Below are 26,017 nucleotides of genomic sequence, written 5' to 3'. Positions count from 1 at the left end.
GCTCATCGGCGCGGGGGGCGGGGCAGGAAGCCGCTGGTGCGCGCGACGTAGGCGTCCCAGCCCGGCTTGCTGGAGCCGAGCCCGCGCTCCAGCAGGGGCTTGCCGCTGCCGAACGCCAGCAGGTAGGTCATCAGGATCGGGCTGAGGATGAACGCCCAACCGATCGGCTCGGCGGCGGCGAGCAGGAACAGGCCCCACCAGACGCAAGCGTCGCCGAAGTAGTTCGGGTGCCGTGTCCAGGCCCACAGGCCGCCGTCCATGACCTTCCCGCGGTTCGCGGGGTCGGTCTTGAACCGGGCCAGCTGCCAGTCCCCGACCGTCTCGAAGAACAGGCCCACCGCCCACAGGGCGAGTGCGGCGATGACGAGTGGGCCCAGCGGGTGGTTGAGGTACTGGGCGGCCTGGACTGGCAGGGACACGAACCAGACGATCACCGCCTGCAGGAGGTAGACCGTGCGCAGGGCGTACAGGTTGCGGCGCCCGCCGGGGGCCTTGGTGAGCATCCGGTCGTAGCGCGGGTCCTCGCCGTGGCCGCGCGACCGCAACCAGATGTGCCCGGACAGTCGCAGCCCCCACACCGTCACCATGACGGCGGCCAGCAGGCGGCGTGCGCCGTCGCCGTGGCCGGCGGAGAGGGCGTAGCCGGTCCAGGCGACGGCGGTGAAGGCCAGGCCCCAGGCGACGTCGACGCCGCAGTGGCGGCCGGTGCGCACGCCGACGGCGAAGGCGAGGAGCAGCACGGCGAGGGCGGCGCCGGCGGTGGCAGCGAGGTTGGTCGCGAAGGCGGCGGCGTTCACGAGGACCGCTCCTGGGCCTGGTACCAGTCGGCCGGGGTGGCGGGGGCTCCGCTGGTGCCGGTGGCGCCCGGGCGGACGGCGAGGATCTGGTCCACGCCCATCCTGCGTTCGGCGAACGCGAGGGAGCTGCCGGCCATGTAGAGCTGCCACAGGCGGACCGTCGGCTCGCCGACCAGGGCGGTGAACTCGGCGCGGTGCTCGTCGAGGCGTTCGTGCCAGACGTCGATGGTGCGGGCGTAGTGCTCGCGCAGCGCTTCGACGTTGCGCACCTCCAGCCTGGCCGCCTCCAACAGGGCGACGGTGTCTCCGACCGGGCGCATGTGCATGTCGGGGGCGATGTACGTCTCGATGAACGCCCCGCCGCCAGGCGCCGCCGTGGAGCGGGACATCTGCTGGACCAGCAGGCGGCCCTCGGGCCGCAGCAGGCTGTGCAGGCGGCGGGCGAAGGCGGGGTACTGCTGGTCGCCGACGTGCTCGCCCATCTCGATGCAGCTGATGGCGTCGAAGGAGCCGTCGGCGATCTCGCGGTAGTCGCACAGCAGCACGCTCACCCGCTCGGTGAGGCCGGCGGCTTCGACGGCGGCGGTGGCGAAGGCGTGCTGGCGCTGGGAGAGGGTGACGGCGGTGACCTGGGCGCCGAAGTGGCGGGCGGCGTGCACGGCCAGTGCGCCCCATCCGCAGCCGATGTCCAGCAGGCGGCTGCCGGGGGTGAGGTCGAGTTTGCGGCAGATCAGGTCGAACTTGGCTTCCTGCGCGCTCTGCAGGGTGTCGCTCTTGGGGGTCCAGTAGGCGCAGGAGTAGGCCATCGCCTCGCCCAGGAGCAGCGCGTAGAACTCGTTGGAGAGGTCGTAGTGGTGGCTGATCACGGCCTTGTCGCGGGCACGGCTGTGCAGGGTGCCGCGCACGCGGGCGCGGCCGCCGGGCGGTTGGGGGCGCGGGCCGAGGACGCCGAGCCGGGCGGCGGCCGCGAGCAGCGCCGGCCACTCGCGCGGGCCTGGGCAGACCGGACGGGTGCCGGTGAGCGCCGCGCGTACCTGGGACAGGGCCGGGGCGAGGTCGCCTTCGATGTCGAGGTCGCCGCTGATCCAGGCGTCGGCCAGGCCGAGTTCGCCGGGTTGCCAGAGCAGGCGGCGCAGCGCGCGCCGGTTGCGCAGCACCACGGTCGGCACGTCGGCGGCGGCGGGTCCGGCGGTTGAGCCGTCCCAGGCCCTGATGCGCAGGGGGAGGGGCCTGCCGATGAGGTTGGTGAGCTGGTCGGTGAGCAGCTGGGCGGTGGTCATCGGGTGGGCTCCGGGCGGGTGAGGAGGATCTGCTGGACGTCGAGGTAGCCGGTGGCGAACCCGGCCTCGGAGTAGGCCAGGTACAGCTCCCACATGCGGCGGAAGACCTGGTCGAAGCCGAGGGCGTCGACCTGCTCGGCGCGTGCGGTAAAGCGCTCTCGCCACAGCCTCAGTGTTTCGGCGTAGTGCGGGCCGAAGGAGTCGCAGGCCGCGACGCGCAGGCCGGTGTGCCGTGCGGTGGCTTGGCGGACCGCCTCGGTGGAGGGGATCTGGCCGCCGGGGAAGATGTACTTGAGGATCCAGGTGTAGGTGCCGCTGCTGGCGAGCATCCGCTCGTGCGGCATGGTGATCGCCTGCAGTGCCACCCGCCCGCCGGGGGCCAGGACGCGGTCGATGGTGGAGAAGTAGACGGGCCAGAACGGCCGGCCGACCGCCTCGATCATCTCCACGCTCACCACCGCGTCGAACTCGCCCTGGACGGCGCGGTAGTCGCACAGCCGCACCTCGACCCGGTCCGCGAGACCGGCATCCGCGATCCGGCGCCGGGCGAGGGCCTGCTGTTCCTCGGAGAGAGTGAGGCTGACGACCATGGCGCCGCGGGCGGCGGCGCGGATCGCGAGTTCGCCCCAGCCGGTGCCGATCTCCAGCACACGGCTACCCGCGCCGACGCCGGCCAGGTCGAGGAGACGGTCGATCTTGTGGTGCTGCGCGGCTGCGAAGGTGTCCCAGGAGGCAAGGGGTGCGCCGTTCGCCGCGGTGGGGAAGATCGCCGAGGAGTAGGACAGGGTGGGGTCGAGGAAGAGCGCGAACAGGTCGTTGGACAGGTCGTAGTGCCGGTGGATGTTGGTGCGGGCGTTGTCCGGGGTGCTCAGTTCGGTGGTGGGCGGGCGTTTGACGTACAGGCGGCGCAGCCACTGCGCGCCGGTGGGCACCAGCGTTTCGGGGGCGGTGGCCAGTTCGGTGAGCAGCGCGACCAGGTCGGGTGAGTCCCAGTCGCCGGCCTGGTAGGACTCGCCGAAGCCGATCAGGCCGCTCTCGCCGATGCGGTGGAAGAACGCGTCGGGCCGGTGCAGGCGCAAGGTGGGCGCCGTGGCGGGTGCGGGGACCAGCAGGAGTCCGCCGGGGAGTTCGACGCGCAGGCCGCGGCGGCGGGCGATGCGGGCGAGCAGCCGCCGCGCCACCGCGGCGCGGGCCGGGACGTGCGGGGTGCGGGCCACGTCCGGCCAGTGGTGCGCATCGACCTCGGCCGGTGCTGCGGGTGCGAGGGGTTCGGCGGACAGGGTCATGAGGCGGAGACCTTCTGCTGGGAGGCGTGGGCGGGGCGGGGGTGGACGGGCAGGCCGCGCAGCCACAGCCGGATGCCCTGGAGGCGGATGTGGGCGCTGACCGCCCAGGTGGAGAAGGGGTGCCGGGCCGCGGCGAGCAGCAGACGCCCTGCTGTCGCCGGGCGGCGGGTGCCGTGCACGGTGGCGGTGAACGGGCGTGTCCCGTCGCGCTCGAGGTGGACGGTCAGGGCCAGGCGCTCGCCGGGTTCGGGAAGTGCCATGCGGTAGCGGCCGTCGACGGGGAAGAACGGCGAGACGTAGAACTCCTTCGCCACTTCGGCCCGGCCGCGCTCGTCGGGGCGCAGCAGGTAGCGGTGGCGGCCGCCGTAGGTGTTGTGGACCTCGGCCACGGTGCACAGCGGGCGGCCAGCCGGGTCGTGGCACCAGTAGACCGTCAGCGGATTGAAGACGTACCCGAGGGAGCGGGCGTGGGCGAGCATCAGCACGCGCCCGCCCGCGAGGTCGATGCCCTCGCCGGCCAGGTAGCGCTCCAGGTCGCGGCGCAGCGACACGCCGGACGTCATGGAGGGGAAACGGGCCAGCATGCGCAGCGGCCGCGGCAGGGCCGGCAGGTGGTGGAGGTCGATCAGCCACAGGTAGGTGCGGTGTGTGAAGGCGTGGCGCACCGGGCTGGTGCGTACGTGGGCGATGCGGCACTCGTACAGGGCCGCGCCCCACGCGCCCGGCAGCGCGGGCGCCGGGTGTCCGGCCGCCGGGACGGGCGAGTGGGTGGTCACGGCGCGTTCACCCCCAGCAGGGCGTGGGCGGCCGCGAGTCCGGAGCGGCAGCCGTCCTCGTGGAAGCCCCAGCCGTGGTAGGCGCCGGCGAACGCGGTCCGGCCGGTGGTCAGTTCGGGCAGCCGGGCCTGGGCAGCGACACTCTGGCGTGTGTAGACGGGGTGCTCGTACACGGTGCGGGAGACGACGTGCCGCTCCGGGACGGGGCGGTCCGGGTCCTCGTTGAGGGTCACCAGGTAGTCCTCGGCCGTGTCGAGGCCGAGGAGGCGGTTGAGGTGGTAGCTGACCCGCACGCCCTGCGCACTGTCCTCGCAGTGCGCCATCCGGTAGTTCCAAGAGGCCCGTGCTCTGGGGGCGCTCGGCAGGTGGGAGGCGTCGCGGTGCAGCACGGTGGGGTTGCGCGAGTAACGGAACGCCCCCAGCACCTCCCGCTCCACCGCGGTGGCGTCGGCCAGCAGGGCGAGCGCCTGGTCGGCGTGGGTGGCGATCACCACCGCGTCGGCCTCGGCGGTGCGGCCGTCCTCCGTGGTCACCGTGACGCCGTCGGCGTGCCGGCGCACCGCACGCACCGCGGCGCCTCGGCGCACGGTGCCCAGTTGCTCGGCGATCCTCGCGACGTACGTCTGCGAGCCGCCCACCACGGTGCGCCACCTGGGTGATCCGGTGACCGAGAGCAGCCCGTGGTTGGCCAGGAACGTGAACAGGTAAAGCGCAGGGTAGTCGCCGACCACGTCCGGCGCGCACGACCAGACCGCGGCGACCAGCGGAGTCATGAAGTGACTCGCGAAGTAGCGGGAGAAGCCCCCGTCCGTGAGGAACTCGCGCAGCGTCGGCTCGCCCGCCCCTGGGTCGGCCAGCAGCGCGCGGGCCCGGCGGTGGAAGCGCGGCACCTCGCCCAGCATCCGCAGGTACCGTCCGCGTCCGAGGGAGCCCGGCCGGGCGATCAGCCCTGCCGCACCACGCGCCCCGGCGTATTCCAGCCCGCAGCCGTCGCAACGCACCGACATGCTCATGTCGCTCTCACGGGTAGCCACCCCCAGCTCGCGGAACAGGGAGACCAGGTGCGGGTACGTCCGCTCGTTGTGCACCAGGAACCCGGTGTCCAGGGCCAGCGTCCGGCCGTCCGTGCCGACGGCCGGCTGGGTGTGCGCGTGCCCACCGAGGCGCTCGTCGGCCTCGAACAACTCCACGGCCAGTCCCGCACCTTGCAGCCGGTAAGCGGCCGTCAGGCCGGCAACTCCGCCCCCGATGACGGCCACCGTGCCGCGCCCCGCTCGGCCTGCCCGCCACGACCCTGTCGTCTGCCCGATGATTGCCGGCATGGTGCCCTCCCTCTGTGCGGAAGGACGCCATCACATGCCCTTCCTCTACTGCGCGTTCGGCGCGCTCGGGGCGGCGGATTGCTCTGGACGTGGGCACGCGCTCCAAGTGCGTTGCCGACGCCGTGAGAGCAGGCGTCGTCCAGCGGCAGGGCGGAGAAGCGAGCGGCCAGCGGTATCGCCGGTGGTCAGCCTCGACCCGAACCGCGTCACGTCAGGGGTAGCAGCATGAGGGGCTGCCCCGTGGGGTGGGCGGAGCCGCCGGACGGTTCCTGCGTCACCCCTACACCGACGGCACCATCGATGCGGCCGGTGAGGAGGAGCTGCCCGTGGTCGGCCGGCAACAGGCCGGCCGGGCGCATCGTGCCGGAGTCGTTGAACCACAGCTCGTAGGTGCGGCCCTGAGGCAGGGCGGGCATACCGGTGGCGAGGAAGGCGGCCTGCCCGCGGCTCACCGACCAGACCACCGTCCCGACGGCCGGTCCGGAGACCGTGGTGGCGGTGCGCGCGTCCGGCGCGGTCAGCAGGCTGGTGACGGCAGCCTGCTGACCACGCAGGCCGCTGGCCTGGGCCTGGGCACGCTGGGTCTGGCCGTGCTGCTGGACGGCCACCGCTCCCAGCGCGGAGGCCAGCGCCAGGCACGCCGCGAGCGCCAGCTTCGGCCACTGCCGGGCCAGTCGCGAAGGCCGCCGGCGGCCTTCGGCGGGGCCGGTCGGGGGCGGGAGCTGGCGCACGTCACCGATACCCGCCATCACCCGTGCCTTGAGCCCGGCCGGCACCGGACCCGACGCCGCGGACCCGAGCCGGGCCAGCGTCGCCTCGAACTCCGCGACCTCCTGCGCGCACGCCGGGCACTGGGCGAGATGGCGCTCGAAGGCGAGCCGTTCCTCCTGCGGCAGTGCGTGGGTGGCGTAGGCGCCGGTGAGGGTGTGCAGTTCGGGTGCCGCGTTCATGATCCAACTCCGAGGCAGTCGCGCAGGCGGATCAGCCCGTCCCGCATCCGGGTCTTGACGGTGCCGAGCGGAGTGCCCAGCAGCTCGGCGACCTCAGGGTAGGTGTACCCCCGGTAGTACGCCAGGGTGACCGATTCGCGCTGAAGCTCCGTCAGGGCCTCCAGGCACCGGCGGACCTGCTCGCGTTCCAACCGGTTCTCGACCTGCTCGGCGACCTCGTCGAAGGCAGGAGTGTGGGAGCGGGCGGCCACCTTCTGGTCCCGGTCAGCGCTGGCCTGCGCCGCGCGCACCCGGTCCACCGCGCGGCGGTGCGCCATGGTCAGCACCCACGCCATCACCTCGCCGCGCTGCGGCTCGTACCGCGCGGCGGTGCGCCACAACTCAAACATCACCTCCTGGGCGACCTCCTCCGACTGCGCCGGATCGCGCAGGACCCGCCGCACCAGCCCCAGCACCGGGCCCGCCACCACGTCGTAGAGCCGAGAGAACGCCTCCTGGTCTCCGAACGCCGTCTTGGCGACCAGCTCCTTCAGATCCAGGCCCCGGAACCTCGGGCCCGACAGGTGCACGACGGAGCTCACCGGCGCATCCTTCCCGAGCCGGTGGCACACCCAGCCGGGCGCGGTGTCCGCGACCTGGCCCAGGGCCAGCAGCACATGAGAACCTCCTGGATCGAACAGCGGGCATAACCAGTCGCCCTCCATTCGTCACCCCCGACCGGGCAGATTGGCGCGAGATCAGCACCGCGCTCGAACGACGACAGAGTCCGCGGTGCGGGCGCCCCCTGCGTTCATTTCGTCCAAACGCGGCCCATCCGCCGTGCTCCCGGTCCCGAATCCTTGGTAGATCGACCGACACGGCACGGCCCGAGCGCCGACGGTGTCCCCGGCGCCCCGCCCGAGCCACGGCCCAACCGGCGAGCACCTCTGCGCTTCACGCGGCCACGGCGCCGCGAGACCCAACAGGCTCCGGCCGGTACGACCGACACCGGCTGGGCCACTCAACCGAGCGGATGATCACCAAGCGCAAAGCAATCTACTGCCTCGCCGACTCCGCGAGGAACCTCGACATGCCTCGCGGATACGCCGGCACCGCCCGGGACCTGCCGCGGAACCGCTGCCCGGACGACGTGGCCTGGCAGCTGTTCCAGTCGGCCGTGGAAGCCATCGCCGCCGAACTCGACGCCAACCCCCACCGAGTGGACCACGCCCGCCGCCGTCGCACGCTCTGCGCGTGGAGGATCCCCAGGAGCACTGGTCGGAACTCGTCCACGGCCTGGCCGGCAGCCTCGCCCGCTGCCAGGTCCGAACGGCAGCCTCCGCCCTTGTCTGGGTACGGGTCACTGAAGGCGAGGCCCAGCTGAGCCCGCTGATGCGAGACGGCGGCACCGGCATGCGGGTGCCCGACTACGTCGAGATCGGCCGTGAGATCAACCAGCTCCTCTACCTCACCGTCAGGAGCCAGAGGGTCTTGGGTGAGCGGCTCGCGGGGTACGCATTCGAGCTCGCGGCCCGATGCGACCGGAGTCCACCCCGCGCCCCCGCCCGACGGTCGGAGGCCGTGAAGGGCAGTGGGCGAACGTGCCGCCCCGAGATAGCCCGATCGTTACGCGGCGCAGTAGCTGGCCCGCAGGAGCGGGACCGCTCGGTCGAGGTCTTCCACCGAGCCGATCCGCAGTTCGAGCGAGCCGCTTCCGTGATGCCCGATATCGGTCACGTCGCGGCTGAACCCCGCTTCCAAGGGCACGGACTTGGGGTCCACGCGCAAGAACACCAGGAGCGCGTCCGCGGCTGGCAGGACCTTCACGCACGCGAAGTTGGACCGGTGCCGGTAGGCGATGTATTGCCGGAGCTCCACACTGTGGCCATCGCCCAGGGCGAGCAGCCGGGCATCGAGATCGGCGTACAGCTGCTGCAGGGCCGGCGAAGCTCGCTCGACCGCCTCACGGACTGTCTTGCGCCCCGGCCCGTTGGAGGCACGGTTGATCCCGTCAACCTCGCTTCTGGCTGGCGTACTTGGACCACTGGACACCGAGGCGTGCAGCTCCAGGGCCAGCATGTCCCCGTCGAAGCGCCGGTAGCGGACAAGGTCGATCCGGCGGTTCATCTCGCCGATCGCGTGGACGTCATACCGGCTGTAACCCGAAGCCACGCAGATGATCCGCGGACTGCTCCAGTCAACACCGTCGGCAGCCTCGGCCCCGAGCCGCCGAGCCACCAGGGCCTCGAACTCGGCCTTGTGGTCCCGCAACCAGGCAGAATAGAACAGCGCCTGGTTGATCACATTCTCGCCGCGCGAGCGCTTGTACTCGACCACGACCGGGCTGCCGTCCTCGTCCAGGCCCAGTGAGTCGATTCGGCCACCGTGGACGGGTCCGGTGGAGTACTCAGAGGCGAGGAGCCGCACGCCGAGCATGGTGTCCATGTTCTGCTCGATCAGGGTCTGGAGATGCCGCTCCAGTTCCACCTCCGAGCCGACAACTTCCTCGGCCGACCTGCCGTCAACCCGGAAAAGGCGCAGACCCGTCATTTCTCCCCCTGTAGACAAGCGATCGCGGTGACAGTCATCGTCGGTATGTGTCATCTATCGGCGGTAGTCGCATCGACGAGCGCCTCAAACTCTGACCGGTTCTCCACCAGCCACGAGAGGTAGAACAGCCCCTGGGCGAGGACCGACTCACTGCTCGTGCGCTTGTACTCGATCAGGACTGGGCTTCCGTCTTCGTCCAGACCGAGGCTGTCGATCCGGCCCCGGTGCACGGGACCGGTGGAGTACTCGGTCGCCAGGAAACGGACACCACCCAGCATCTCCTCCATGTTCGCCTCCACGAGCCGCTGGAGATCACGCTCGAACTCCACGGCCGCACCCTCGACACGGCGAACATCCCCGCCAGCGACTCGAAACACCTGCAGTCCCGCCACGAACCCCCCAGCACACCACCCGCCGGCCCGCCCGGCGGTGGACGGGACACCATACATGCCAGAAGTCGGGCAATCTAGACATCATTGCGTTTGTCACACTTTGCCCAGGTGGGAATAGACTGGACCTGACGTTCCGGCCAGTGGTGCGATCTGATGGGTCCCCGGGATATCGTCACGTTGCGTTACTGGCGCCCTGTGGGGGGATGGTTTTTCTGCAAGGAGGTGCTTCCCGCTGGGGGGATCGAAGCGGGTCCTCGAAGGGCTGGTTGCTGCGTGTGACCAGGGCTCTGGGACCACTTTGGGACCACGCGCTCTGAGCGCCAGTAGGCGGCGGTGTTCGGATTTGGACATTCCTGCACATAGTAACCATTGAGCCACTGTCAGCTGGTCCACTCGCGCATGGAGGCGGGTGCGGTTCAATTCGGCAAGTGGTATGGTGATTTGAGAGCTTGAAGCTGGCGTGCTGGCTTCGCTCGAATCAGGCAGAGGAACGGCCCACTTGACTGGGGGTCAAGGGGTCGCAGGTTCAAATCCTGTCGTCCCGACTGTGAAGTCGGTTGTGAGAGCGGGTACTTGGGAAACCAAGTGCCCGCTCTTTTGCTGTGGTGGTCGCAGTGTGGTCGCGGACGCTCGTTCGCGTCATTTCAGGGGGCGCATCCGAGGTCGTGGGGGCGCTTAGATGTAATCGATATGCGGCTTTTGCCTGTTCAGTCGAGGTGACTGAGCGTAGTTCTTCGTTGAGTGGGCTTCTGCCCCGTGTCGAAGCGGCCTGGGTTCCCGGAAGTGGGCATGCCTGTGGAGCCCGAGGCGTCAGATGTGGTGGCTGCGGGCTGAGCGAGCGTCAATGATGGACCGGCGGCTCCGGCCGTTTAGCTGGTCCTTGCCGCGTTCTGGGCGGGCCCGGTGGACCGGGGTGGCTGTAGCCGTGCGGTTGTGTCAGGCCGCGTGGCTGAACAGCGGGTTCGGCAAGGGGCCGGCGAGGGCGTCGGAGCCGCAGTGGGTACGGGACTCGGCGAGGTGGAGCCTGGTTTCGATGGTGTGGACTGCGGCCATGGCGACATCCCAGGTCAGGTGGCTGTAGATGTTCGCGGTGGTCGACAGGGTGGAGTGCCGCAGGGTCTTGGAGATGACGGCCATGGGCACGTTGCCCTCGAGAGCGAGGGTGGCGGCGAGGTGGCGCAGGTCGTGGATGGTGACGTGGGGCAGTCCGGCCTGTTCGCGCAGTTCGTGGAAGCGCCGGCGGACTGCGGCCGGGTGGAGGGGCTTGCCGTCGGTGTCCTGGAAGACGTGGTCGTTGCCCGGGGAGGTGTTCCTGGTCATTGCGCGTTCGAGGGCGGCGGCGACGCGGTCGGACAGGGGTACCCAGTTGCGGCTCTTCTTGGTCTTCGGTGCGGTCAGGACGAGTTCGTGGTTGTCGATGGCGGACAAGGTGTGGCGGATGTACATGACGCGGTCGTCGAGCCGCACGCACGCGCGCTGGAGGCCGAGTGCCTCGCCCTTGCGCAGGCCGGTGCCGATGATGACCTCGAAGAGGTCGGCGAAGGCTGGGTCGACGTTGCGGCAATGGGAGAGGAAGGCGACGACCTGCTCCGCGGTCCAGGGGACGCGCTCGTCGGGGCAGGGCCTGCGCATGGGCAGGGGCTGGGCGGCGTTGTAGGGCAGGCGGTGGGTGCGTGCGGCTGTGCCCAGGGCGCTGGAGAGGGTGGCGAGGCAGTGGTAGACGGCCTGGCGTCCGCGGCCGGCTTCGAGCTGCTGGTGGGCGTAGGCGGCGATGTGGTCGTGGGCGAGCTCCTCCAGGCGTATCTTGCCGAAGACGGGGATGAGTTCGCAGAGCACGTAGGTGCGGTAGCGGGCGTAGGTGGTGGGCTTGAGCAGGAACTCCATGCTCTTGAGCCACTTGGTGAGGTAGACGGCCACAGTCTCGTGCGGGTCGGCGTCGAAGCCCAACAGACGTCCCTCCAGGAAGCGCCGAAGCGCCGTCTCGGCGTACCACTCGTCCTCGAACCCGCCACGGCGTATGGTGCGCCTGCGGCCGTTGAGGGACGGGATGTCGACGGCGAAGGTCCACGTGCCGTGCTTCTCCTCGGCGAGGCGTGGGCACTTCGCGCCGAGCTGACGCCGGGTGGCCTCGCGGCACCCGCATCGGCGGTAGACCCGGCCCGGTCGTCCTGACCTGCGCACTCCGTGTACCTCCTGTGGCTGTGATTCATTGATCAGCTCACGGAGGCTACATGCCGCGATCGGATGATCGTCTGCGACCACCATGCGATCACCAACGCGAAAGTAGGGCTCTGACCTGCGGTTCACGGTGAGGACCCGCACCTGGGCGCGCCAATGCACGGGGGGCGTGGTACCCGCCATGGTCGATGCGGGCACGCGGAAACTGTCACCCTACGTGACTACCCGGGGCCCTGTTCTGGAGGCCCGTCCGGGCGGCAGGGGAGTGTTTCCTGCCCCCGACGCGGCTACGCAGTGTGAACAACCCGTCGGGTTGGCCGGCCCTGCGCAGCCTTGGGTTGAAGCGGGCGGGCCGCCGAGGTCAGGGTGCCCTGATCCGCGATGGGTGGTTGCGGCAGGCGATTCAGATGAGCCGGTTGCGGTGGGCGGCTGCGACTTCGCGAACGAGGTGGGCGAAGTCGCTGCGGCTGCGGTCCTGCTGCTGCCCGGCCTGTTCGTCGTCGTCGCGGTCTTCGTCATCGCCGAAGTCGTCTTCGTCGTCGAGTCTGTCGTATTCCTCGTGGAGGAGCCAGCAGCCGTGGATGCCGGCGAGGAGGTCTTCGAGGAGGTCGGGGGCGGGGCGTTTGGGGTCGAGCGGGGTCAGTCGCAGTCCGGTGTCCTCGGGGTCGGTGTCCGGGCCGGTGTGCTGGGCGAGGGCGTCGTCGATGTCTTCGAGTTGTTCGCGCAGGCCGGCGGGGTCGGGGAGGAGGCCGTCGGCGATGTGGAGGGCGTGGCGTACGAGGCCGGTGACGGCGTCGTACGGGGAGGCGCCGGCTTTGAGGAGTTGGAGGACGAGGGTGGGGGTTTCGTGGGGGAGGGCTTCGATGTTGTCGGCTTCGAAGAGCACGGCGGTGGGGGAGTGTCCGGAGGCTTCGGCGGCGACCTCGGCTGCGGCGGCGAGCCAGTGGGCTGCGGCGACGGCGGCGGCGGTGGGATCGATCTCGGTGGACAGTGCTGCGGGGCCGAAGGGGTTCTGTTCGAGGAGGCGGTTGGCGGCGGCGACCTGGACGGGGGAGGCGCCTTCGCGGCTGAGGAGGACGGCCTGGCGGGCGCGGCCGGTGAGGTCGCCGAGTTCGGCGCTCTCCACGGCGGCGAGCTCGGTGGCGGTCTCGGCGAGGACGGAGTCGGTGAGGTCCGCGTTGTCGAGGGCGTGCAGGGCGCGGCCGGCGCGGTGGGCGGATTCGGCCAGGGGGCTGTATTCGACGTCGAGCATGCCGTCCCGGGGGAGGTTGGGACGGGTGATGGCGCCGGGGACCTCGTCGAACGCCTTGCGTTCCTCCGCTCGGCGCCAGCCCTCGGAGTTGGGCTCCTGCGAGACTGCGGCACTGGCCGGGTGGGTGTAGGTGCGCCACGCGGCCTCGGACAGATGGGTGAGGGCGCGGGCCAGGCGCATCAGCGCGGCCGTGTCCGTGCCGGCCGGGACGGCTGCGATGCAGGTGGCGAGATCGCCCTCGCCTGTTCCCCAGGTCGCGATCAGCTCGTGCCGTTCGGGGTCGATGCTGTAGCGGGTCATGAAGCCGTACCTCCGGTGATCTGCTCGGCAACGCCGCCGACCGTCGAGCCATTCTGGCGCATCGCCAGAAAGCGTTGGGTCGTGCAGCCGACAGGCGCCGACTGCCGCGAGAGAACGAGACCCCGTAGGGGTAGAGGCGTGCTCCTCGACGGGTTCGGACGAGACCAGCGGTGGGGGGGCCTCACGGAGACCGTCGTGCTCGAGAGATCACCGGATGGGAGGTCCCTGGCAGGCGTAATGCAGGCTGTGAAAAGGACTGAGCTGCTCAGGGGGTTGGTCTGGGCCATGAGGCGTGGATCGCGCCGACTATCGGTGTGCCGGGAGGAGCGGGGGTGCGGTCCCCAGCCCCCGGGGGCCGGGGACCGCGGTCAACGAGCTGGTGCCGGTCAGGAGGCGGGCATCAGGACGGTGTCGACGATGTAGACGGTGGCGTTGGCGGTCTGGACGTTGCCGCACAGGACCTTGGCGCTGTCGTTGACGGTGAAGTCGGGGGTGGCGCCGGTGACGGTGACGTTGCCGGTCTCCAGGGTCTTGTGGCCGCCGGTGAGCGCGGTGGGGGCGAGGCGCTGGGGGACGACGTGGTAAGTGAGGATCTTGGTGAGCTTGTCCTTGTCGGCGAGGACGGCGTCCAGGGTGGCCTTGGGGAGCTTCGCGAAGGCGTCGTTGGTCGGTGCGAAGACCGTGATGTTCTGCGCGGAGTTCAGGGTGTCCACGAGCCCGGCCTGCTTGACGGCGGTCACCAGGGTGGACAGCAGCGGGTTGTTGGAGGCGGCGGTGGCGAGCGGGTCCTTGGCCATCCCGGTGAAGGAGCCGGCGCCGTCCTTGGGCACGGCCGCGCAGGCGGTCCCGAAGGGCTGGTCGCTCATGGCCGCGCCGGACGCCGTGGCGGGCGCGGCGGCCGAGGACGGTGCCGCGGTGGGGGCCTTGGAGGCGGCCGACGATCCGGAACCGCTGCTGCTGCAGGCTCCCAGGCTCAGGGCGAGAGCCGTGGCGGCCACGAGGGCGGCGGCGGAGTGGCGGCGGCGGGTGATGACGGTCATGACGTGATCTCCTTGGTGCGGGTGTAAGGGCCGGCCCGTCGGGCGGGCCGCACCGGCCGGTGCTCGTGAGCGGGCCGACCGGGTGGGTTGGGCGGAGAAGTCAGAGGGTGCGCGCGGCTGTTCAGGTGACCGTGACGACGGTGCTGTGCCAGCCGGTGGCGCCTGCCGGGTAGGGCGCGGCGCGGGTCTCGGTCTGGACGGCGCCGGTGGCGTCGGTGGCGCGGACCTCGATCCGGTGGGCACCGGGCGTCGCCCCGGTCCAGGTGTGGGTCCACTGCCGCCACACCTCGGGTCCGGCGTCGGCGGCGAGCAGGGCCTGCTGCCAGGGGCCGCCGTCATAGCGGACTTCGACGGTGGCGATGCCGCGGTGGGTCGCCCAGGCGGTGCCGGCGACGGTGACGTCACCGGCGGGTACGCGGGCGAAGGGTGCGGGGACCTCGATCCGGGAGGCGGTGCGGACGGTGCCGGTGCGGTCCCAGCCTCGTTGCACCCAGTAGGGGTCGTAGGCGGTGAAGGTGGTGACGTCCAGGTCGACGAGCCACTTGGTGGCGGAGGTGTAGCCGTAGAAGCCGGGGATGACGCTGCGGCAGGGGAAGCCGTGGGCGACGGGCAGGGCTTCGCCGTTCATCGCGACGGCCAGCAGGGCGCTGCGGCCGTCGAGGACGGACTCCAGCGGGGTGCCGGTGGTCATGCCGTCCTGGGAGCGCCCGACGAGCTGGTCCGCGCCGGGGCGCACGCCCGCGCGGCGTAGCAGGGCGGGCAGGGAGGCGCCGAGCCAGCGGGTGGTGCCGACGTAGGGGCCGCCGACTTCGTTGGAGACGCAGGACAGGGTGTGGTCCAGCTCTTCCAGGGGTTCGTGCAGCAGGTCGTCGAAGGAGAGCAGCAGCGGGTGGTCGACCATGCCGCGGATGCGCAGGGCCCAGCGCCGCGGGTCGATGCGAGGAAGCGTGAGGGCGGTATCCACCCGGTAGAAGTCCGCGTTGGGGGTGGTGAACGGGGACAGGCCCGGGATGTTCGGGTGGAGGGCGGCGGGCAGCGGCGGCAGCGGTTGGGCGGCCGGGGGGATGCGCACGGCGTCGCGGGCCGCGCCGATGTCGTAGCGGCGGTCCGACAGCGTGCGGCCGCCGATGCCGGTGAGCGCGCCGAAGGCGATTGCCCCGCCGGTGGCGGTGAGCACGGCGCGGCGGGTGGTGCCGGTCGGCTCAGCGGCCTCTTCCCCGCTCTGCGGGGTCCCGGCCGGGGCTTGGGGACGTGCCGCCGTGGTGGCGGCGCGCAGCATGCGCGCCAGGACGAGGATGGTTGCCGTGCCGGTCACCCCGGCGGTCAGAGCGGGTAGTGCGTCCCCGGTGGCGGCTTCGGGCCGGGAGAGGGCGGCCCAGGCGCCGAGGAGCCCGAAGGCCGCGAAGGCGCCCGCCCCGAGTGTGGGGCGGCGGGCGGCCAGCAGTCCGGCGAGGGCGGCGAGTAGCGCCATCGTCAGGTAGATCCCGCCGAGGAGCACCGGCTTGTCGTCGGTGCCGAAGGTGCGGATCGCGTACTCCTTGAGCGGAGTGGGAGTCAGGTCGATGGCGGCCGACCCGACGGCGATGACCGGCGCGGTGTCAGGTCCGGTGAGGGCGGCGACCAGTTCGCCGGCGCCGAGCGCGGCAGCCGCCGCGGCCCACCCGGTCGCAGCTTCTGCGCCGGCCCGCAGAAGCCGTTCCCGAGGAGGCATGGAACGCGCTGGGGACTGGGTCGAGTCGTTGCTCACACCCCCCATTCGCCGCAGCATGTCGGCCGGATGGGTGCGTCTTTCCGGTGGGCCGGATCGAGAGGGCCGGCGTCGGAGGAGCTTTCCCAAGGTGTCGGCAGCGCGATCGGAGAGCCGATCCCGCTCCCCCGGGGACGGAGCACGTGGAGCGCTCAGGGCCGCGTCGTGGTGTGCGTCGTCACGAGATCCGGAGGACCGGCAACGGATCGGCCCCTGTGGTGCACAGAGGCGGGGCGTACCCGACCCGATGACGCCGTGGAGTTCACCTGGCCCGCGATCGAGTGGGACCGGACATTGTCCTGGTGTCAGGTGCCGGACGGATCTCGGGAGGCTGTGTTCTGTCGCCAGGCCGGTGCCACCGGCGTCGGCATGTGCCGCATCTCGGCGGACAACCGGCGCAGCAGGGGCTCGTCCGCGACGGCCTCCAGCACCGCGAGGAGTACGTCAAGGGTGGGACCATCGCCTTCGGTGACGGCCCGTACGATGCGCTCCACCAGGTCGTCGCCGGAGCCAAGGGTGCGTTGTGCGAGACGTGGGGCGGGCATGGTCGTGCGTCCTCTGCTCGTGCGGGAAGAGGAGATCGTGTGGTCCGCGCGGCGAAGGGGGCGGTCCCGCCGTGCAGCGCGGGGGCGGGACCGCTGACCGGTGTCCGTCGCCGCCGGTGCGGCGGGTACCGGCCTCGGGGTGGTCAGTCGAGCGGGCCGCACAGGGCGGGGGCGGTGGCTTCCTGAGGCAGGGCGGGGTTGAGTTCGCTGGGCCCGAGGACGCTGTCGTATCTCCCGTTGTGGTTGTAGTCGATGCCGTGGACCACCACGACGGCGTTGTCGGCCCTGACCTGCTGGGCGACGTCGTTGGTGAGCTGGATGGTGCGGGAGTAGTGGAACGTGCCGGTGGCGGGGAAGCGGTCGACGGCCAGGGCGCTGGCCGGGCTGGTGTCGCCGCTGGTGGTGAGGGAGGTGCCGATCGGCCCGTAGGCGGACAGTCCGTCGGTGGTGCTGATCGCCAGGTGGCCGTTGTGCAGGGTCGCGGCGTTGGCGTCGGGGCACTCGCCGTTGCCCTTGATGTGGATGTGCATGGCGTGCGGGGCTCCGTCGAGCAGCCCGCGCGCGTCGACGGTGATCCGGGCGGTGTCGTCGCTGTTGAGGACGACGGTGGCACGTCCCGAGCCGTCGACGTGGTTGCCCGGTACGGGCAGCAGCACGGCGAGGCTGAACTGCGAGCGGTGGGGCGACAGGAACGGGGAGGCGGCGAACGAACGGCCGTCGCGGCCCTCGTTGTCACCGCCCGCGCCGCCGTGTGCGAAGGCGGGGACGGTACCGGCGCCGAGCAGAACGGCGGTCAGGACGGGTGCGAGGAATCTGGCTTTCATGATCATCGGTCCTTGCGGAGAGATTCGCGGCCCGCCAGTGCGACACACGGGCGAACCGACCTTCCTATGAAGGATTCGTCCGCCCGGCTCCGGTGGATTGGTTCGCCCACGTGTGCGTGCGGCCTTGCCTGTCGTCCACGCCCCTTCGCCCCGCGCCCCCAGGGCTCCCGGTGCCGACAGGCGGCTTGCGGCTTGCAGGTCCGCCGAGGGCCGGACGCTCGCGGGCTAGCGGCGGCCGGTCCGCTCCTGGAAGCGGGGCCTGCTGGGTGAATGGCCCGGCGGGGTAGGACTGCGATGGCCTGCGAACACGGCGGGTGGGGAAACTGGCGCCGGCCGGGGCCAATCCGCAGGCCCACCGGTCCCGAAGACCACATGCCAAGCAGTTGTGTTCACCTGGCCGGTACTCGTTGTCCGGCCGCGTCGTGGGAGGTCCGTGATGCCCGCCGTCCGCCCGTGGGGCCCGCCGCTTGCCCGCTGCCCCCGGGGAGCGGCCGGATGAGCGCCGTCGTCCACCTGCCCGGCCCCGGACGGCCCGGCCCGGACCTCAAAGAGCTCCTCGCCAAGGTCGCCCGCGGCGACCAGGACGCCTTCGCCCGGCTGTACGACACGGTGGCCGCCCCGGTGCTGGGCCTGGTGCGCCGGGTGCTGCGGGATCCCGCACAGTCCGAGGAGGTCGCCCAGGAGGTGATGCTGGAGGTCTGGCGCACCGCCGCCCGCTACCGCGCCGAACGCGGCGAGGTGATGCCCTGGGTGCTCACGATCGCCCACCGGCGCGCCGTCGACCGGATCCGCTCCGCACAGGCCGCAGCCGACCGTGACCGGCGCGCCGCGGCCGCCTCCCGCGCCCCCGAGTTCGACGAGGTCGCCGAGCAGGTCGAGGGCAGGCTGGAACGCGAGCAAGTACGGCGCTGCATGAGGACGCTCACCGGGCTCCAGCGCGAGGCGTTGACGCTCGCCTACTATCGCGGCTACACCTACCCCCAGGTCGCCGACGTCCTCGGCGCCCCGCTGGGCACCATCAAGACCCGCATGCGCGACGGACTGATCCGCCTGCGCGACTGCCTGGGGGTAGAAGCATGAGCGCCGCCGACCTGCACACCCTCACCGGCGCCTACGCCGCGCACGCCCTCGACCCCGCCGAGAGCACTGACTTCGAACGCCACCTGGCCGACTGCCCGGCCTGCGCCCAGGAAGTGGCCGAGTTCGCCGCCACCCTCGCCCGGCTCGGCGCCGCCCAGGCCGTCCTCCCCCCGCCGGCCCTGAAGACCCGGGTGATGGCCGCGCTGCCCACGCTGCGCCAGGAAGCCCCGCACACCGCTCCGGTCCCGGGCTACCGGCGCCGCCGCTTCGGCAGGGGCTGGGCGAAGCTCGCCCTGGCGGCCTGTTTGGCGCTGGCCACCGGCGTCGGCGGCGTGGCCGTGCAGCAGTACCAGCAGGCCGGGCAGGCCCGGGCCCGCGCCGCCGCGCTCCAGCAGCAGCAGGACCGTTTCGCCGCCCTGCTCACGGCGTCCGACGCCCGCACCGCCACCGGGGCCGCCGCCGGTGGGGCCGGCGTAGGCACGGTGGTGTGGTCGAACAGCCGGGGCCAGGCCGGCTTCCTGGCCTCCGGCATGCCCTCACCCGCCGCGGGCACCACCTACCAGCTGTGGTTCAACGACTCGGGGACGATGCGCCCGGCGGGGCTGCTGACCACGGGTGACGGCGTCCTCCTGCTGACCGGGCCACTGGACGGGGCCCGCGGCATAGGCGTCACCGTCGAACCCGCGGGCGGCTCCGCGCACCCCACCACGGCGCCGGTCATGCTCCTGTCCTTCACCTGACCCGAGACGGCCCGGCCGGCTGCTCGCCGGTCGGGTCACTGTCAGGGGACAGCGCGCGGCAGTTCCGGGCCACCGCCTGGGACGTCGGATACGAGCTCCCGGCCTGGGCAGGGCGACGGCGACGGCGCTTCCCGGGGCCGCAGCGCCCGGCCAACGCGAGGCCAGCTGTTCGCCGCGCGGGCGGGCACGGCTCCTGCTGCACTCCCCGAAGGCGGGTCCGAAGGAGTCGGGCCCGCGTCCCGTAGGGCATCGGCCGGCCGGCCGACGGGAATGGACGGCGTGCGGCCGTGGCGCGGTGTGGATCTCCTGGAGCCGGCTGTGGTCTGCCGGACCGGGGCGTGGCGTCGGCGTGTGGGCCGTTACGCGCTCTGTGCGGTGATGTGGTCGAGTGGGCCGGTCATGGCCTGGCCGAGGAGGTCGGCGAACTGTTCGGCGCGCAGGTGGATCTGCTGGCCGAAGTCGTCGGTGATGCGGATGCGCCGCTCGGCCGGTGCGGCCGGGCCGAGGAAGAGCTTGGGGCAGCCGCAGCTGCAGCCGCAGTTGTCGCAGAACACGGCGGCGCGCACAGGTTTGATGTCGGGCATGGCGATCGCCTCGCAAGTGGGGTGGACTCGGGGCGCGGTGGGCGCCCGGGCGGACGATGCCCGCCGTGCGGCGGGGCTAGCCCGGATTGCCGGGTGCGGGGCCGGGGATGGGACGGGCGTGGGTGGGCCGAACGGGCGGTGTTCCGGTCGGCGGCCCGTCCGGAGTGGGGTGGGTGCCGAAGACCGGGTGCTCGTGCCGCCGGGCCTGGAAGCTGGGGCGGCACGGGCGCTGTTCGAGTGCCCGTCAGGTCATCGTCTCGCCGGTGCCGGTGCCGGTGCCGGTGCCGGTGCCGGTGCCGGTGACCGGCCGGCGTACCGGTTGTGAGTCCTTTCGCGGACTGCTAGGCCGTCAGCTCTTCGCAGCCGTGCCCTGGCGGTCGCCGTTGCCGTACGTGTCGTCGGGCGGGCAGTTGTCGCTGGTTCCGGCGAGGGTCTGGAACCAGAGGAAGAGGTTGGTGGGGATGGGGGCGGTGACGCCGGCGTTGGGGTCCTGGGCGAGGCGGGTGGCGGTGGCGAGGTCCTTGCCGTGCTGGATCTTGGCGAAGGAGTCGGGGTTGGTGACGCCGATGACGTAGACGGGCCACCATTCGGGGCGGTCCATGTTGCGGTCGGCGATGATGTGGTCGTGCCCGGGGACGGGCACGTTCTTGAGCGCGTCGGGGCTGGCGCCCAGGGCTGCGGCGATGCGGGACAGGTCGATGGTCATCGGGTGGTCGACGCAGGGCCCCGCGGGGCACTGGAGGTTGGCCGGGGCGGGGCTGAACAGCGGGACCGGGATGTACAGCGGGTCGGTGAACGCCTCGGAGGTGGTGCCGGGCGGGACGGTGTTGAACTTCTGGCCGACCTCGCAGCCGCTGTCGGCGCCGGAGGTGACGCTGGGGTCGCAGAAGTAGTTCTGGGTGTATAGGAACTTGACGTCCTGGCCGTTGAACCAGCCGTCGGTGACGCCGATGTTGCGGCACAGGTTCTCGGGCTCGCCGGTGGTGCAGGGGTTTTTCAGCGGCTGGATGGTGTGCTCGCCCATCGGCGGCGGGCCGAACCCGTCACCGGCCGCCCGGGTGCCGGTGGCGGTGGCCAGGCCCACCGTTGAGACGACGGCCAGCATGACGCTGGCGGTGCAGGCCCCGGCCCGGGCCAGGTGCCTGCGGGTGGAAACGCGAAGTCGCATCCGGAACTCTCCTTCTCGTGGCTCCCGCAGCCGTCGGCTGACGTGCAGGAGGTGATGGCCGGCCGGCTCCGATGCCGGACCGGGCCTTTCATGAAGGCACACGACACCGGCTGCGAGAGCGCACCACGCGCCGGACACTCGGGGCATGGACGGCCTTTCCGCCCAACGGCGGCACCCCGGGCTGTACGCTTGCCGCGCCGCGGCGCGGCGGACGGGGAAGCTGCCGCCGGGGCTTGCGGGCAGACCCGGCAGGCGCCCCGTTCGGCCGTCCGGTGCTACGGGTGGTGCCGGCGGTGTCCGGCCGCCAGCGCGAGGAGGGCGGCTGCGGCGATGCCCTGGCCGCAGGCGGTGAGAGTCTTTGCGGCCGGCCAGGAGGGCTCGTACATGCCGGGCAGCGGGCCTAGGGTTCCGATGTCGGCGCAGCTGTCGAGCAGGAGCGCGGCGAGGCCGCCGGCGGCGACGGCGAGGGCGTAGAGGTCCGCGGCGGCACGTCGCCGGACGAGGACGAGGGCCATGGCGAGGGTCGCGGCGGCGGCCTCGACGCGGAAGAGGGCGCCTTGGCTGACGGTGACCGCGACGAGCGGGTCGTAGCGGTGTGCGAGGTGCAGGTGGACGGCGGCGTCGATGAGCAGGCCGGTGGCGGCGACGAGGCGCAGGGCCGTCTCGGTGTTCTGCAGTCGGCGGACGCGGTCGTGCGTGTCGGTGGCGGTCACGGCGGGCTGAGGGTTCCTTCCGGGTCGGGGTCAGGTGACGGTGAGGGGTGCCGTGCATGAACGGGTGGATGGTGCAGGGGTAGGGGTGGGCGCCGGGCTGTGGCGGTGCGGTGAACGTCGCGTGGCGCCGGGGGCGATGGTGCCGGTGTCGAAGAAGCGGTCGGCGGCGGTGAGGGTGTGGGCGGTGGAGTCGTGGTCGGTGACGGTCATGGTGCCGCCGGGGCGCAGGGTGAACTCGGCCGGTTCGAAGCGGAAGTTCCTGATGGCGACGTGCACGGCGTCGCTGGTGTCGTTGTACTCTGCCGGCGCGCTGCTCCGGCTGGTCGGTGCCGGTGGGGTGCTCTGGTGGCCAGGGCTCGTCGCGGCGCTGACGCAAGCGGTGACCAGACAGGCGAGCAGTACGGCGGCCGGGAGGAATCACCGGGGGATCACTGCGGTGCTCGCTTGGGCAGGGGCGCGCCCGGTTCAGGGGACCGCCTGTTCAGACGGTGAGGAGGGCGGGGCTGGCGGCCTTGTCGACGGGCGCGAAGTCGTCGGGGATGGGGTACTGGCCGAGCACGTTTAGTTGAGGATGGCGGGGTGCATGGCCTCGACGGGGGCGATGCGCGCGGCGGTGGCGATGCCGGCCGAGCTGGTCACGTTGTAGGTGGCGAAGAGGTAGGTCTGAGCGGCCCGGTCCTCCAGGTCGAGGGCGAGTTTAACGACGTCGCCGACGGAGGCGGCCTTGCCGAGCGCGGCCATGGTGTCTGCCTGGTTGGACAGCGGCACATTGGTGATCGCGGGCAGGCCGGCGCCGGTCAGCACGGCGTTCCAATCTTTGGCGTGGTCGGCGTGCTGGGCCATGGCGGTGGTGACGAAGGTGGCGATCGCCGGGGGGACGGTTCCGAGCTTGCCGTCCTTGGCGGCGTCGAGGGCGGCCTGGTTCTCCAGCGTGGCGGCCAGCGCCACGACCCTGAGGCCGCCGGTGTACTGGCCGGAGGCCGCCGGCGATCCCGGCATGCGGGATGCGGGGCTGGTTGGTGCCGGGCTGCTGTTGCTGCTGGAGCAGGCGGCCAGGACGAGGGCGGCGGCGCCGCCGCCGGCGCCGGCGCCGAGGAGGAACCGGCGACGGCTCGCGTCCAGCCCGGCGCCGTCGTCGATGTCGCCGTTCTCGGTGCGGCGGGTGCGGAGCTCCTCGGCCAGGTCGGCGCCCGCGGCGTGCATCAGCGGCAGGGTGGCCCGGTGGGCCTGGTCCATGTCCCGGGTGAGACGGGCGAGTTCGGCCTCGCCGATGGCGGGCTCCCAGGTATGGTCGGCGGTCACTGGAGGGTCCCTTCGGTGATCGGGGAGGCGTTGTCGGTCTTGTAGAAGGCGTCGGGGAAGCCGACGCTGCCGGCCGCGGCGGGCAGCCGGCGGTCTGCAGCGCCTTGATGTCGTCCGCCGTCACGGTGGCGGAGGCGGACGGTGAGTCCGCGATCGGCCGGGCTGCGCCCAGCAGGCCCACCCCGCCGGCAATCGCTGCGAGCGTTCCGCCGCGCTGCCACCAGCGGCGCGCCGGGTCCGCGCTCTGCTCGGAGTCGGTCAGCGCGCCGCGGGTGATCCGCATCGCGTCGCTGTTCAGGTCCTGTGACTGCTCGGTGAGTTCTTCCAGCAGTCGGGTGTCGATGTGTTCGCCGGCCATCATGTCCCGTCTCGGACTCCCGGTCCGGCCGGATGCCGGACTTCCTTCTTCCCGCCTTCGGCACCCGCCGGCGCCGGGCTTGGTCCAGGCTCCTGGACAGCCCCCGTTTTCACCTCCACGGGTGGCGTGAATCCCGGCAAGGTGACATCGGCTTGCGGGTGCCCGCCCTCGCAGGTGAGGGGTGCTCAGGTCAGGGCCAGTGACCGCAGCAGGTCGATCTCGGTGAAGCCGGCCTGCTCCAGGATGTGGCAGCGCGCGGAGGCGCCCGGGGTGAGCAGGTCGACGGTAGCCAGGGCATCCCTCCCGCCGGTGTGGTCGAGGTGTTCCAGCGAAGCGTGCAGGCACTCGCGCCACCGGGCGAGGGCCAGGGCGGGCCGTGTGGGGCGCGGCATGCCGTTGCGGGCCCCATCGGGCACGATCCACCGTGGCGGGACGCCACCGAAGGCGTCCGGGGCGCTCTCGTCCGCGGTGTGCCCCCCGGGCCGGCGGAGTAGAAGCCACTGGTCCATCGCGCGGAACCCGGCGTCCGCGAACGCCTCCGTGGTCACCGGACGGTCGTGCAGTGGCAGCCCCGGAAGACAAGGTGCCCACGGGGCTGGGTCGGTGAAAGCGGTGACCGCGGCCAGGCCCGCGCCTACTTCGACCGCCGCCTGGACAAGGACTGCCGCGACCACTGGATTCTCCCGGCAGTGCAGCCACGTCACACCCCCCGTCAGGCGCCCAGCCGCCGACTGGCGATGCAGCGCCATCGCCCCCAGGACCACGCCGAAACCATCATGAGCGACAACCACCGCCCCGCCGTGGCACCAGGCATCGAGCTCCCGCACCGCAGGCCCGAATGGAGCCGCCAGCCGGTCCGCCAGGATCAGGTCCACGATCTGCCGCCGGTCCCCGCCGGCTGCGGGCCGCACCCACACCGCTCGCCTCCTGAGGACCACCGCCACCACACTCCCGCCGCTGCCGTCAAACACCGTCTCCGGTGGCTTCGGCCCCGGATTCGGGGCGGACGGGCGCAACCGCGCCGATTCACCCGAACGGGTCCACCGCGCCCCGTACAACCGACCGAGCCGGGTCCAGAACCACGTCCACCTCCGCAGGCGGACTGGTCCGACCGGTGACGACCACCCGAACGGTCCCACGACGGCGTGACGCGCAGTACCTAGCGCCGCATACGCCGACGGCTGACAGCTCATCCGTACTGGTGGCCCACCGCTCGTCGGCGTACTCGGCCCGCGGCGGGCGCTGCCACGCCCCGGTCCTGGCGTCCCCCGCCGGGCCGCTGCGCGCGCACCAGAACATGCCGGATCCTGCCCGGTCCCGGGGTTGAGATCGGGATCGGCCTTCTGCGCTGAACCATGTCGCGAACGTAGCAGATTAATACCCCTCGGGGGTATCCTCCTGGTGTAAATCACTCGGGTGCGCCACGCGGGTGGTCCAGGGAGGCGGCAGCCTGCGGTGGTGCCCCACAGTGGGTACGGCGGTGGCCGGCGCCGCACGACGACGGAGGAAGCGGTAGCGATGCAGGCCATTCTTCACGCGCTGTCCATCACCGGGTCGATGACCTGGGAGATCACCTGGGCCCTGATCCTCGGCTTCGCGCTGTCCGCCGTCGTGCAGGCGGTCGTGCGCCGAGCGACGATCGTCCGAATGCTGGGCGACGACCACCCCCGCACCCTGGTGGTGGCCTCCGCGCTGGGCATGGCGTCCTCGTCGTGCTCGTACGCCGCCGTCGCACTGGCCCGCTCGCTCTTCCGCAAGGGCGCGAACTTCACCGCGGCGATGGCCTTCGAGATCGCCTCGACCAATCTGGTCGTCGAACTCGGCGTGATCCTGGCTCTGCTGATGGGTTGGCAGTTCACGGCGGCGGAGTTCGTCGGCGGCCCGGTCATGATCGTGCTGCTGGCGCTGCTGTTCCGCCTGTTCCTGCGCGACAGGCTGCTGCGCGGGGCGCGGGAGCAGGCCGAGCGCGGCCTGGCCGGGTCGATGGAGGGCCACGCCGCGATGGACATGTCCGTGCGGCGCGAGGGTTCCTTCGCCGGGCGGCTGTTCTCGGGTGAGGGCTTCACCTCGGTGGCGCACGTCTTCGTCATGGAGTGGGCGGCGATCCTGCGCGACCTCGTGGTCGGCCTGCTGATCGCCGGGGCGATCGCCGCCTGGGTGCCGGACTCCTTCTGGCACTCCTTCTTCTTCGCCGGGCACCCGCTGGCCAGCAAGCTCTGGGGCCCGCTGGTCGGGCCGCTGGTCGCGGTGCTCTCCTTCGTCTGCTCGATCGGCAACGTGCCGCTGGCGGTGGTCCTCTGGAAGGGCGGGATCAGCTTCGGCGGGGTGGTCGCCTTCATTTTCGCTGACCTGCTGATCCTGCCGATCCTCAACATCTACCGGAAGTACTACGGCGCGCGGATGGCCGCCTTCATCGCCGCGACCTTCTACGCCGCGATGGTGGTCGCCGGCTACGTCGTGGAGTTCGTCTTCGGCGGCCTGGGCCTGGTGCCCGACCAGGCCCAGGCCAAGATCCCGACGGAGGGGGTGAGCTGGAACTACACCACCGTCCTCAACATCGCCTTCCTGCTGCTGACCGCCGCGCTGCTCGTCCGCTTCCGGCGCACCGGCGGCCCGGCGATGCTGAGGATGATGGGCGGCTCACCCGATGCCGGTCACGACGGACACGACCGCGGCGGTCACCCGCACCACGGACCCGGGCACGCCGACCACGATCACACGGCTCGGGGGCCGGTGGACGAATCCGGGGCCGGCGACACCCACCACCACTGATCCGCCGCGCCGAACGTGAGCGTCACCGCAGGGACCCAGAGCCGACTCCTTCAAGAAGCCCGGACCTGGATATCGGACGGCT

24 protein-coding genes are annotated in these 26,017 nt (G+C 71.8%); 3 read left to right on the top strand and 21 right to left on the bottom strand.

All coding sequences use genetic code 11. From position 1 onward, the window contains the following. Positions 1-2: 2 nt before the first annotated feature. From ACIQWA_RS07110 to ACIQWA_RS07040, 15 genes are all read right to left on the bottom strand, one after another. Complete coding sequence (locus ACIQWA_RS07110; RefSeq protein ID WP_402479192.1) at positions 3-797, bottom strand: DUF1295 domain-containing protein; 795 nt, start codon at positions 795-797, stop codon at positions 3-5. Further along, the gene (locus tag ACIQWA_RS07105; protein ID WP_402479189.1) at positions 794-2,077 is read right to left on the bottom strand and encodes a class I SAM-dependent methyltransferase; all 1,284 of its coding nucleotides are present in this window, start codon (positions 2,075-2,077) and stop codon (positions 794-796) included. Before ACIQWA_RS07105 ends, ACIQWA_RS07110 begins: the two co-directional genes overlap by 4 nt. Further along, entirely contained in the window at positions 2,074-3,363 is a 1,290-nt protein-coding gene (locus ACIQWA_RS07100) for a class I SAM-dependent methyltransferase (RefSeq protein ID WP_402479186.1), read from the bottom strand. The genes ACIQWA_RS07105 and ACIQWA_RS07100 overlap by 4 nt, the downstream gene beginning before the upstream one ends. Next, entirely contained in the window at positions 3,360-4,091 is a 732-nt protein-coding gene (locus ACIQWA_RS07095; RefSeq protein ID WP_402479707.1) for a DUF1365 domain-containing protein, read from the bottom strand. The genes ACIQWA_RS07100 and ACIQWA_RS07095 overlap by 4 nt, the downstream gene beginning before the upstream one ends. Positions 4,092-4,135: 44 nt before the next feature. After that, entirely contained in the window at positions 4,136-5,461 is a 1,326-nt protein-coding gene (locus ACIQWA_RS07090) for an NAD(P)/FAD-dependent oxidoreductase (protein WP_402479183.1), read from the bottom strand. A 206-nt stretch (positions 5,462-5,667) separates the two neighbouring features. Next, on the bottom strand, positions 5,668-6,411 hold the full coding sequence (locus ACIQWA_RS07085; protein WP_402479182.1) for an anti-sigma factor domain-containing protein: 744 nt from the start codon (positions 6,409-6,411) through the stop codon (positions 5,668-5,670). Next, positions 6,408-6,992 carry a sigma-70 family RNA polymerase sigma factor gene (locus tag ACIQWA_RS07080; protein WP_402479704.1) on the bottom strand — a complete coding sequence of 195 codons (585 nt, stop codon included), beginning with the start codon at positions 6,990-6,992 and terminating at the stop codon, positions 6,408-6,410. The genes ACIQWA_RS07085 and ACIQWA_RS07080 overlap by 4 nt, the downstream gene beginning before the upstream one ends. 1,024 nt (positions 6,993-8,016) lie before the next feature. Further along, a complete protein-coding gene (locus tag ACIQWA_RS07075) occupies positions 8,017-8,940 on the bottom strand; it encodes a transporter (RefSeq protein ID WP_402479179.1) in 924 nt (307 codons plus the stop codon). Between the two features lie 50 nt (positions 8,941-8,990). After that, complete coding sequence (locus ACIQWA_RS07070) at positions 8,991-9,269, bottom strand: hypothetical protein (protein WP_402479177.1); 279 nt, start codon at positions 9,267-9,269, stop codon at positions 8,991-8,993. A 999-nt stretch (positions 9,270-10,268) separates the two neighbouring features. Beyond that, positions 10,269-11,513 carry a tyrosine-type recombinase/integrase gene (locus tag ACIQWA_RS07065; protein ID WP_402479174.1) on the bottom strand — a complete coding sequence of 415 codons (1,245 nt, stop codon included), beginning with the start codon at positions 11,511-11,513 and terminating at the stop codon, positions 10,269-10,271. 400 nt (positions 11,514-11,913) lie between these two features. Beyond that, entirely contained in the window at positions 11,914-13,062 is a 1,149-nt protein-coding gene (locus ACIQWA_RS07060; protein ID WP_402479172.1) for a hypothetical protein, read from the bottom strand. Positions 13,063-13,448: 386 nt separating this feature from the next. Continuing rightward, on the bottom strand, positions 13,449-14,102 hold the full coding sequence (locus ACIQWA_RS07055) for a fasciclin domain-containing protein (protein WP_402479169.1): 654 nt from the start codon (positions 14,100-14,102) through the stop codon (positions 13,449-13,451). A 121-nt stretch (positions 14,103-14,223) separates the two neighbouring features. After that, on the bottom strand, positions 14,224-15,813 hold the full coding sequence (locus tag ACIQWA_RS07050) for a molybdopterin-dependent oxidoreductase (RefSeq protein WP_402479166.1): 1,590 nt from the start codon (positions 15,811-15,813) through the stop codon (positions 14,224-14,226). 341 nt (positions 15,814-16,154) lie between these two features. Continuing rightward, complete coding sequence (locus tag ACIQWA_RS07045; RefSeq protein ID WP_402479163.1) at positions 16,155-16,394, bottom strand: hypothetical protein; 240 nt, start codon at positions 16,392-16,394, stop codon at positions 16,155-16,157. Between the two features lie 143 nt (positions 16,395-16,537). After that, a complete protein-coding gene (locus ACIQWA_RS07040; RefSeq protein ID WP_402479160.1) occupies positions 16,538-17,218 on the bottom strand; it encodes a hypothetical protein in 681 nt (226 codons plus the stop codon). Positions 17,219-17,713: 495 nt separating this feature from the next. Between ACIQWA_RS07040 and sigK the strand changes: the two genes are divergently transcribed. Both sigK and ACIQWA_RS07030 read left to right on the top strand, forming a co-directional pair. Further along, a complete protein-coding gene (sigK, locus tag ACIQWA_RS07035; RefSeq protein ID WP_402479157.1) occupies positions 17,714-18,298 on the top strand; it encodes an ECF RNA polymerase sigma factor SigK in 585 nt (194 codons plus the stop codon). Beyond that, the gene (locus ACIQWA_RS07030) at positions 18,295-19,038 is read left to right on the top strand and encodes an anti-sigma factor domain-containing protein (protein WP_402479155.1); all 744 of its coding nucleotides are present in this window, start codon (positions 18,295-18,297) and stop codon (positions 19,036-19,038) included. Before sigK ends, ACIQWA_RS07030 begins: the two co-directional genes overlap by 4 nt. Positions 19,039-19,397: 359 nt before the next feature. Here the strand turns inward: ACIQWA_RS07030 and ACIQWA_RS07025 are convergent, their stop codons facing one another. From ACIQWA_RS07025 to ACIQWA_RS07000, 6 genes are all read right to left on the bottom strand, one after another. Further along, positions 19,398-19,622: a hypothetical protein gene (locus ACIQWA_RS07025; RefSeq protein WP_402479153.1), complete on the bottom strand. Its 225-nt coding sequence runs from the start codon at positions 19,620-19,622 to the stop codon at positions 19,398-19,400. Positions 19,623-19,971: 349 nt separating this feature from the next. Continuing rightward, a complete protein-coding gene (locus tag ACIQWA_RS07020; RefSeq protein ID WP_402479150.1) occupies positions 19,972-20,790 on the bottom strand; it encodes a hypothetical protein in 819 nt (272 codons plus the stop codon). A 275-nt stretch (positions 20,791-21,065) separates the two neighbouring features. Further along, complete coding sequence (locus ACIQWA_RS07015; RefSeq protein ID WP_402479147.1) at positions 21,066-21,503, bottom strand: hypothetical protein; 438 nt, start codon at positions 21,501-21,503, stop codon at positions 21,066-21,068. A 30-nt stretch (positions 21,504-21,533) separates the two neighbouring features. Continuing rightward, the gene (locus ACIQWA_RS07010; RefSeq protein WP_402479145.1) at positions 21,534-21,779 is read right to left on the bottom strand and encodes a plastocyanin; all 246 of its coding nucleotides are present in this window, start codon (positions 21,777-21,779) and stop codon (positions 21,534-21,536) included. A gap of 285 nt (positions 21,780-22,064) precedes the next feature. Further along, positions 22,065-22,805 carry a ferritin-like domain-containing protein gene (locus tag ACIQWA_RS07005; protein ID WP_402479142.1) on the bottom strand — a complete coding sequence of 247 codons (741 nt, stop codon included), beginning with the start codon at positions 22,803-22,805 and terminating at the stop codon, positions 22,065-22,067. Between the two features lie 543 nt (positions 22,806-23,348). Further along, entirely contained in the window at positions 23,349-23,711 is a 363-nt protein-coding gene (locus ACIQWA_RS07000) for a hypothetical protein (RefSeq protein ID WP_402479140.1), read from the bottom strand. 970 nt (positions 23,712-24,681) lie between these two features. Here ACIQWA_RS07000 and ACIQWA_RS06995 point away from each other — a divergent pair. Then, positions 24,682-25,935 carry a permease gene (locus tag ACIQWA_RS06995; protein ID WP_402479138.1) on the top strand — a complete coding sequence of 418 codons (1,254 nt, stop codon included), beginning with the start codon at positions 24,682-24,684 and terminating at the stop codon, positions 25,933-25,935. The last annotated feature ends 82 nt before the right edge of the window (positions 25,936-26,017 follow it).

This window comes from Kitasatospora sp. NPDC098652 (genome assembly GCF_044760155.1).
Classification (GTDB): domain Bacteria; phylum Actinomycetota; class Actinomycetes; order Streptomycetales; family Streptomycetaceae; genus Kitasatospora.
The sequence above is the reverse complement of the archived record's forward strand: the minus strand, read 5'-3'. Positions and strand labels throughout refer to the sequence as shown.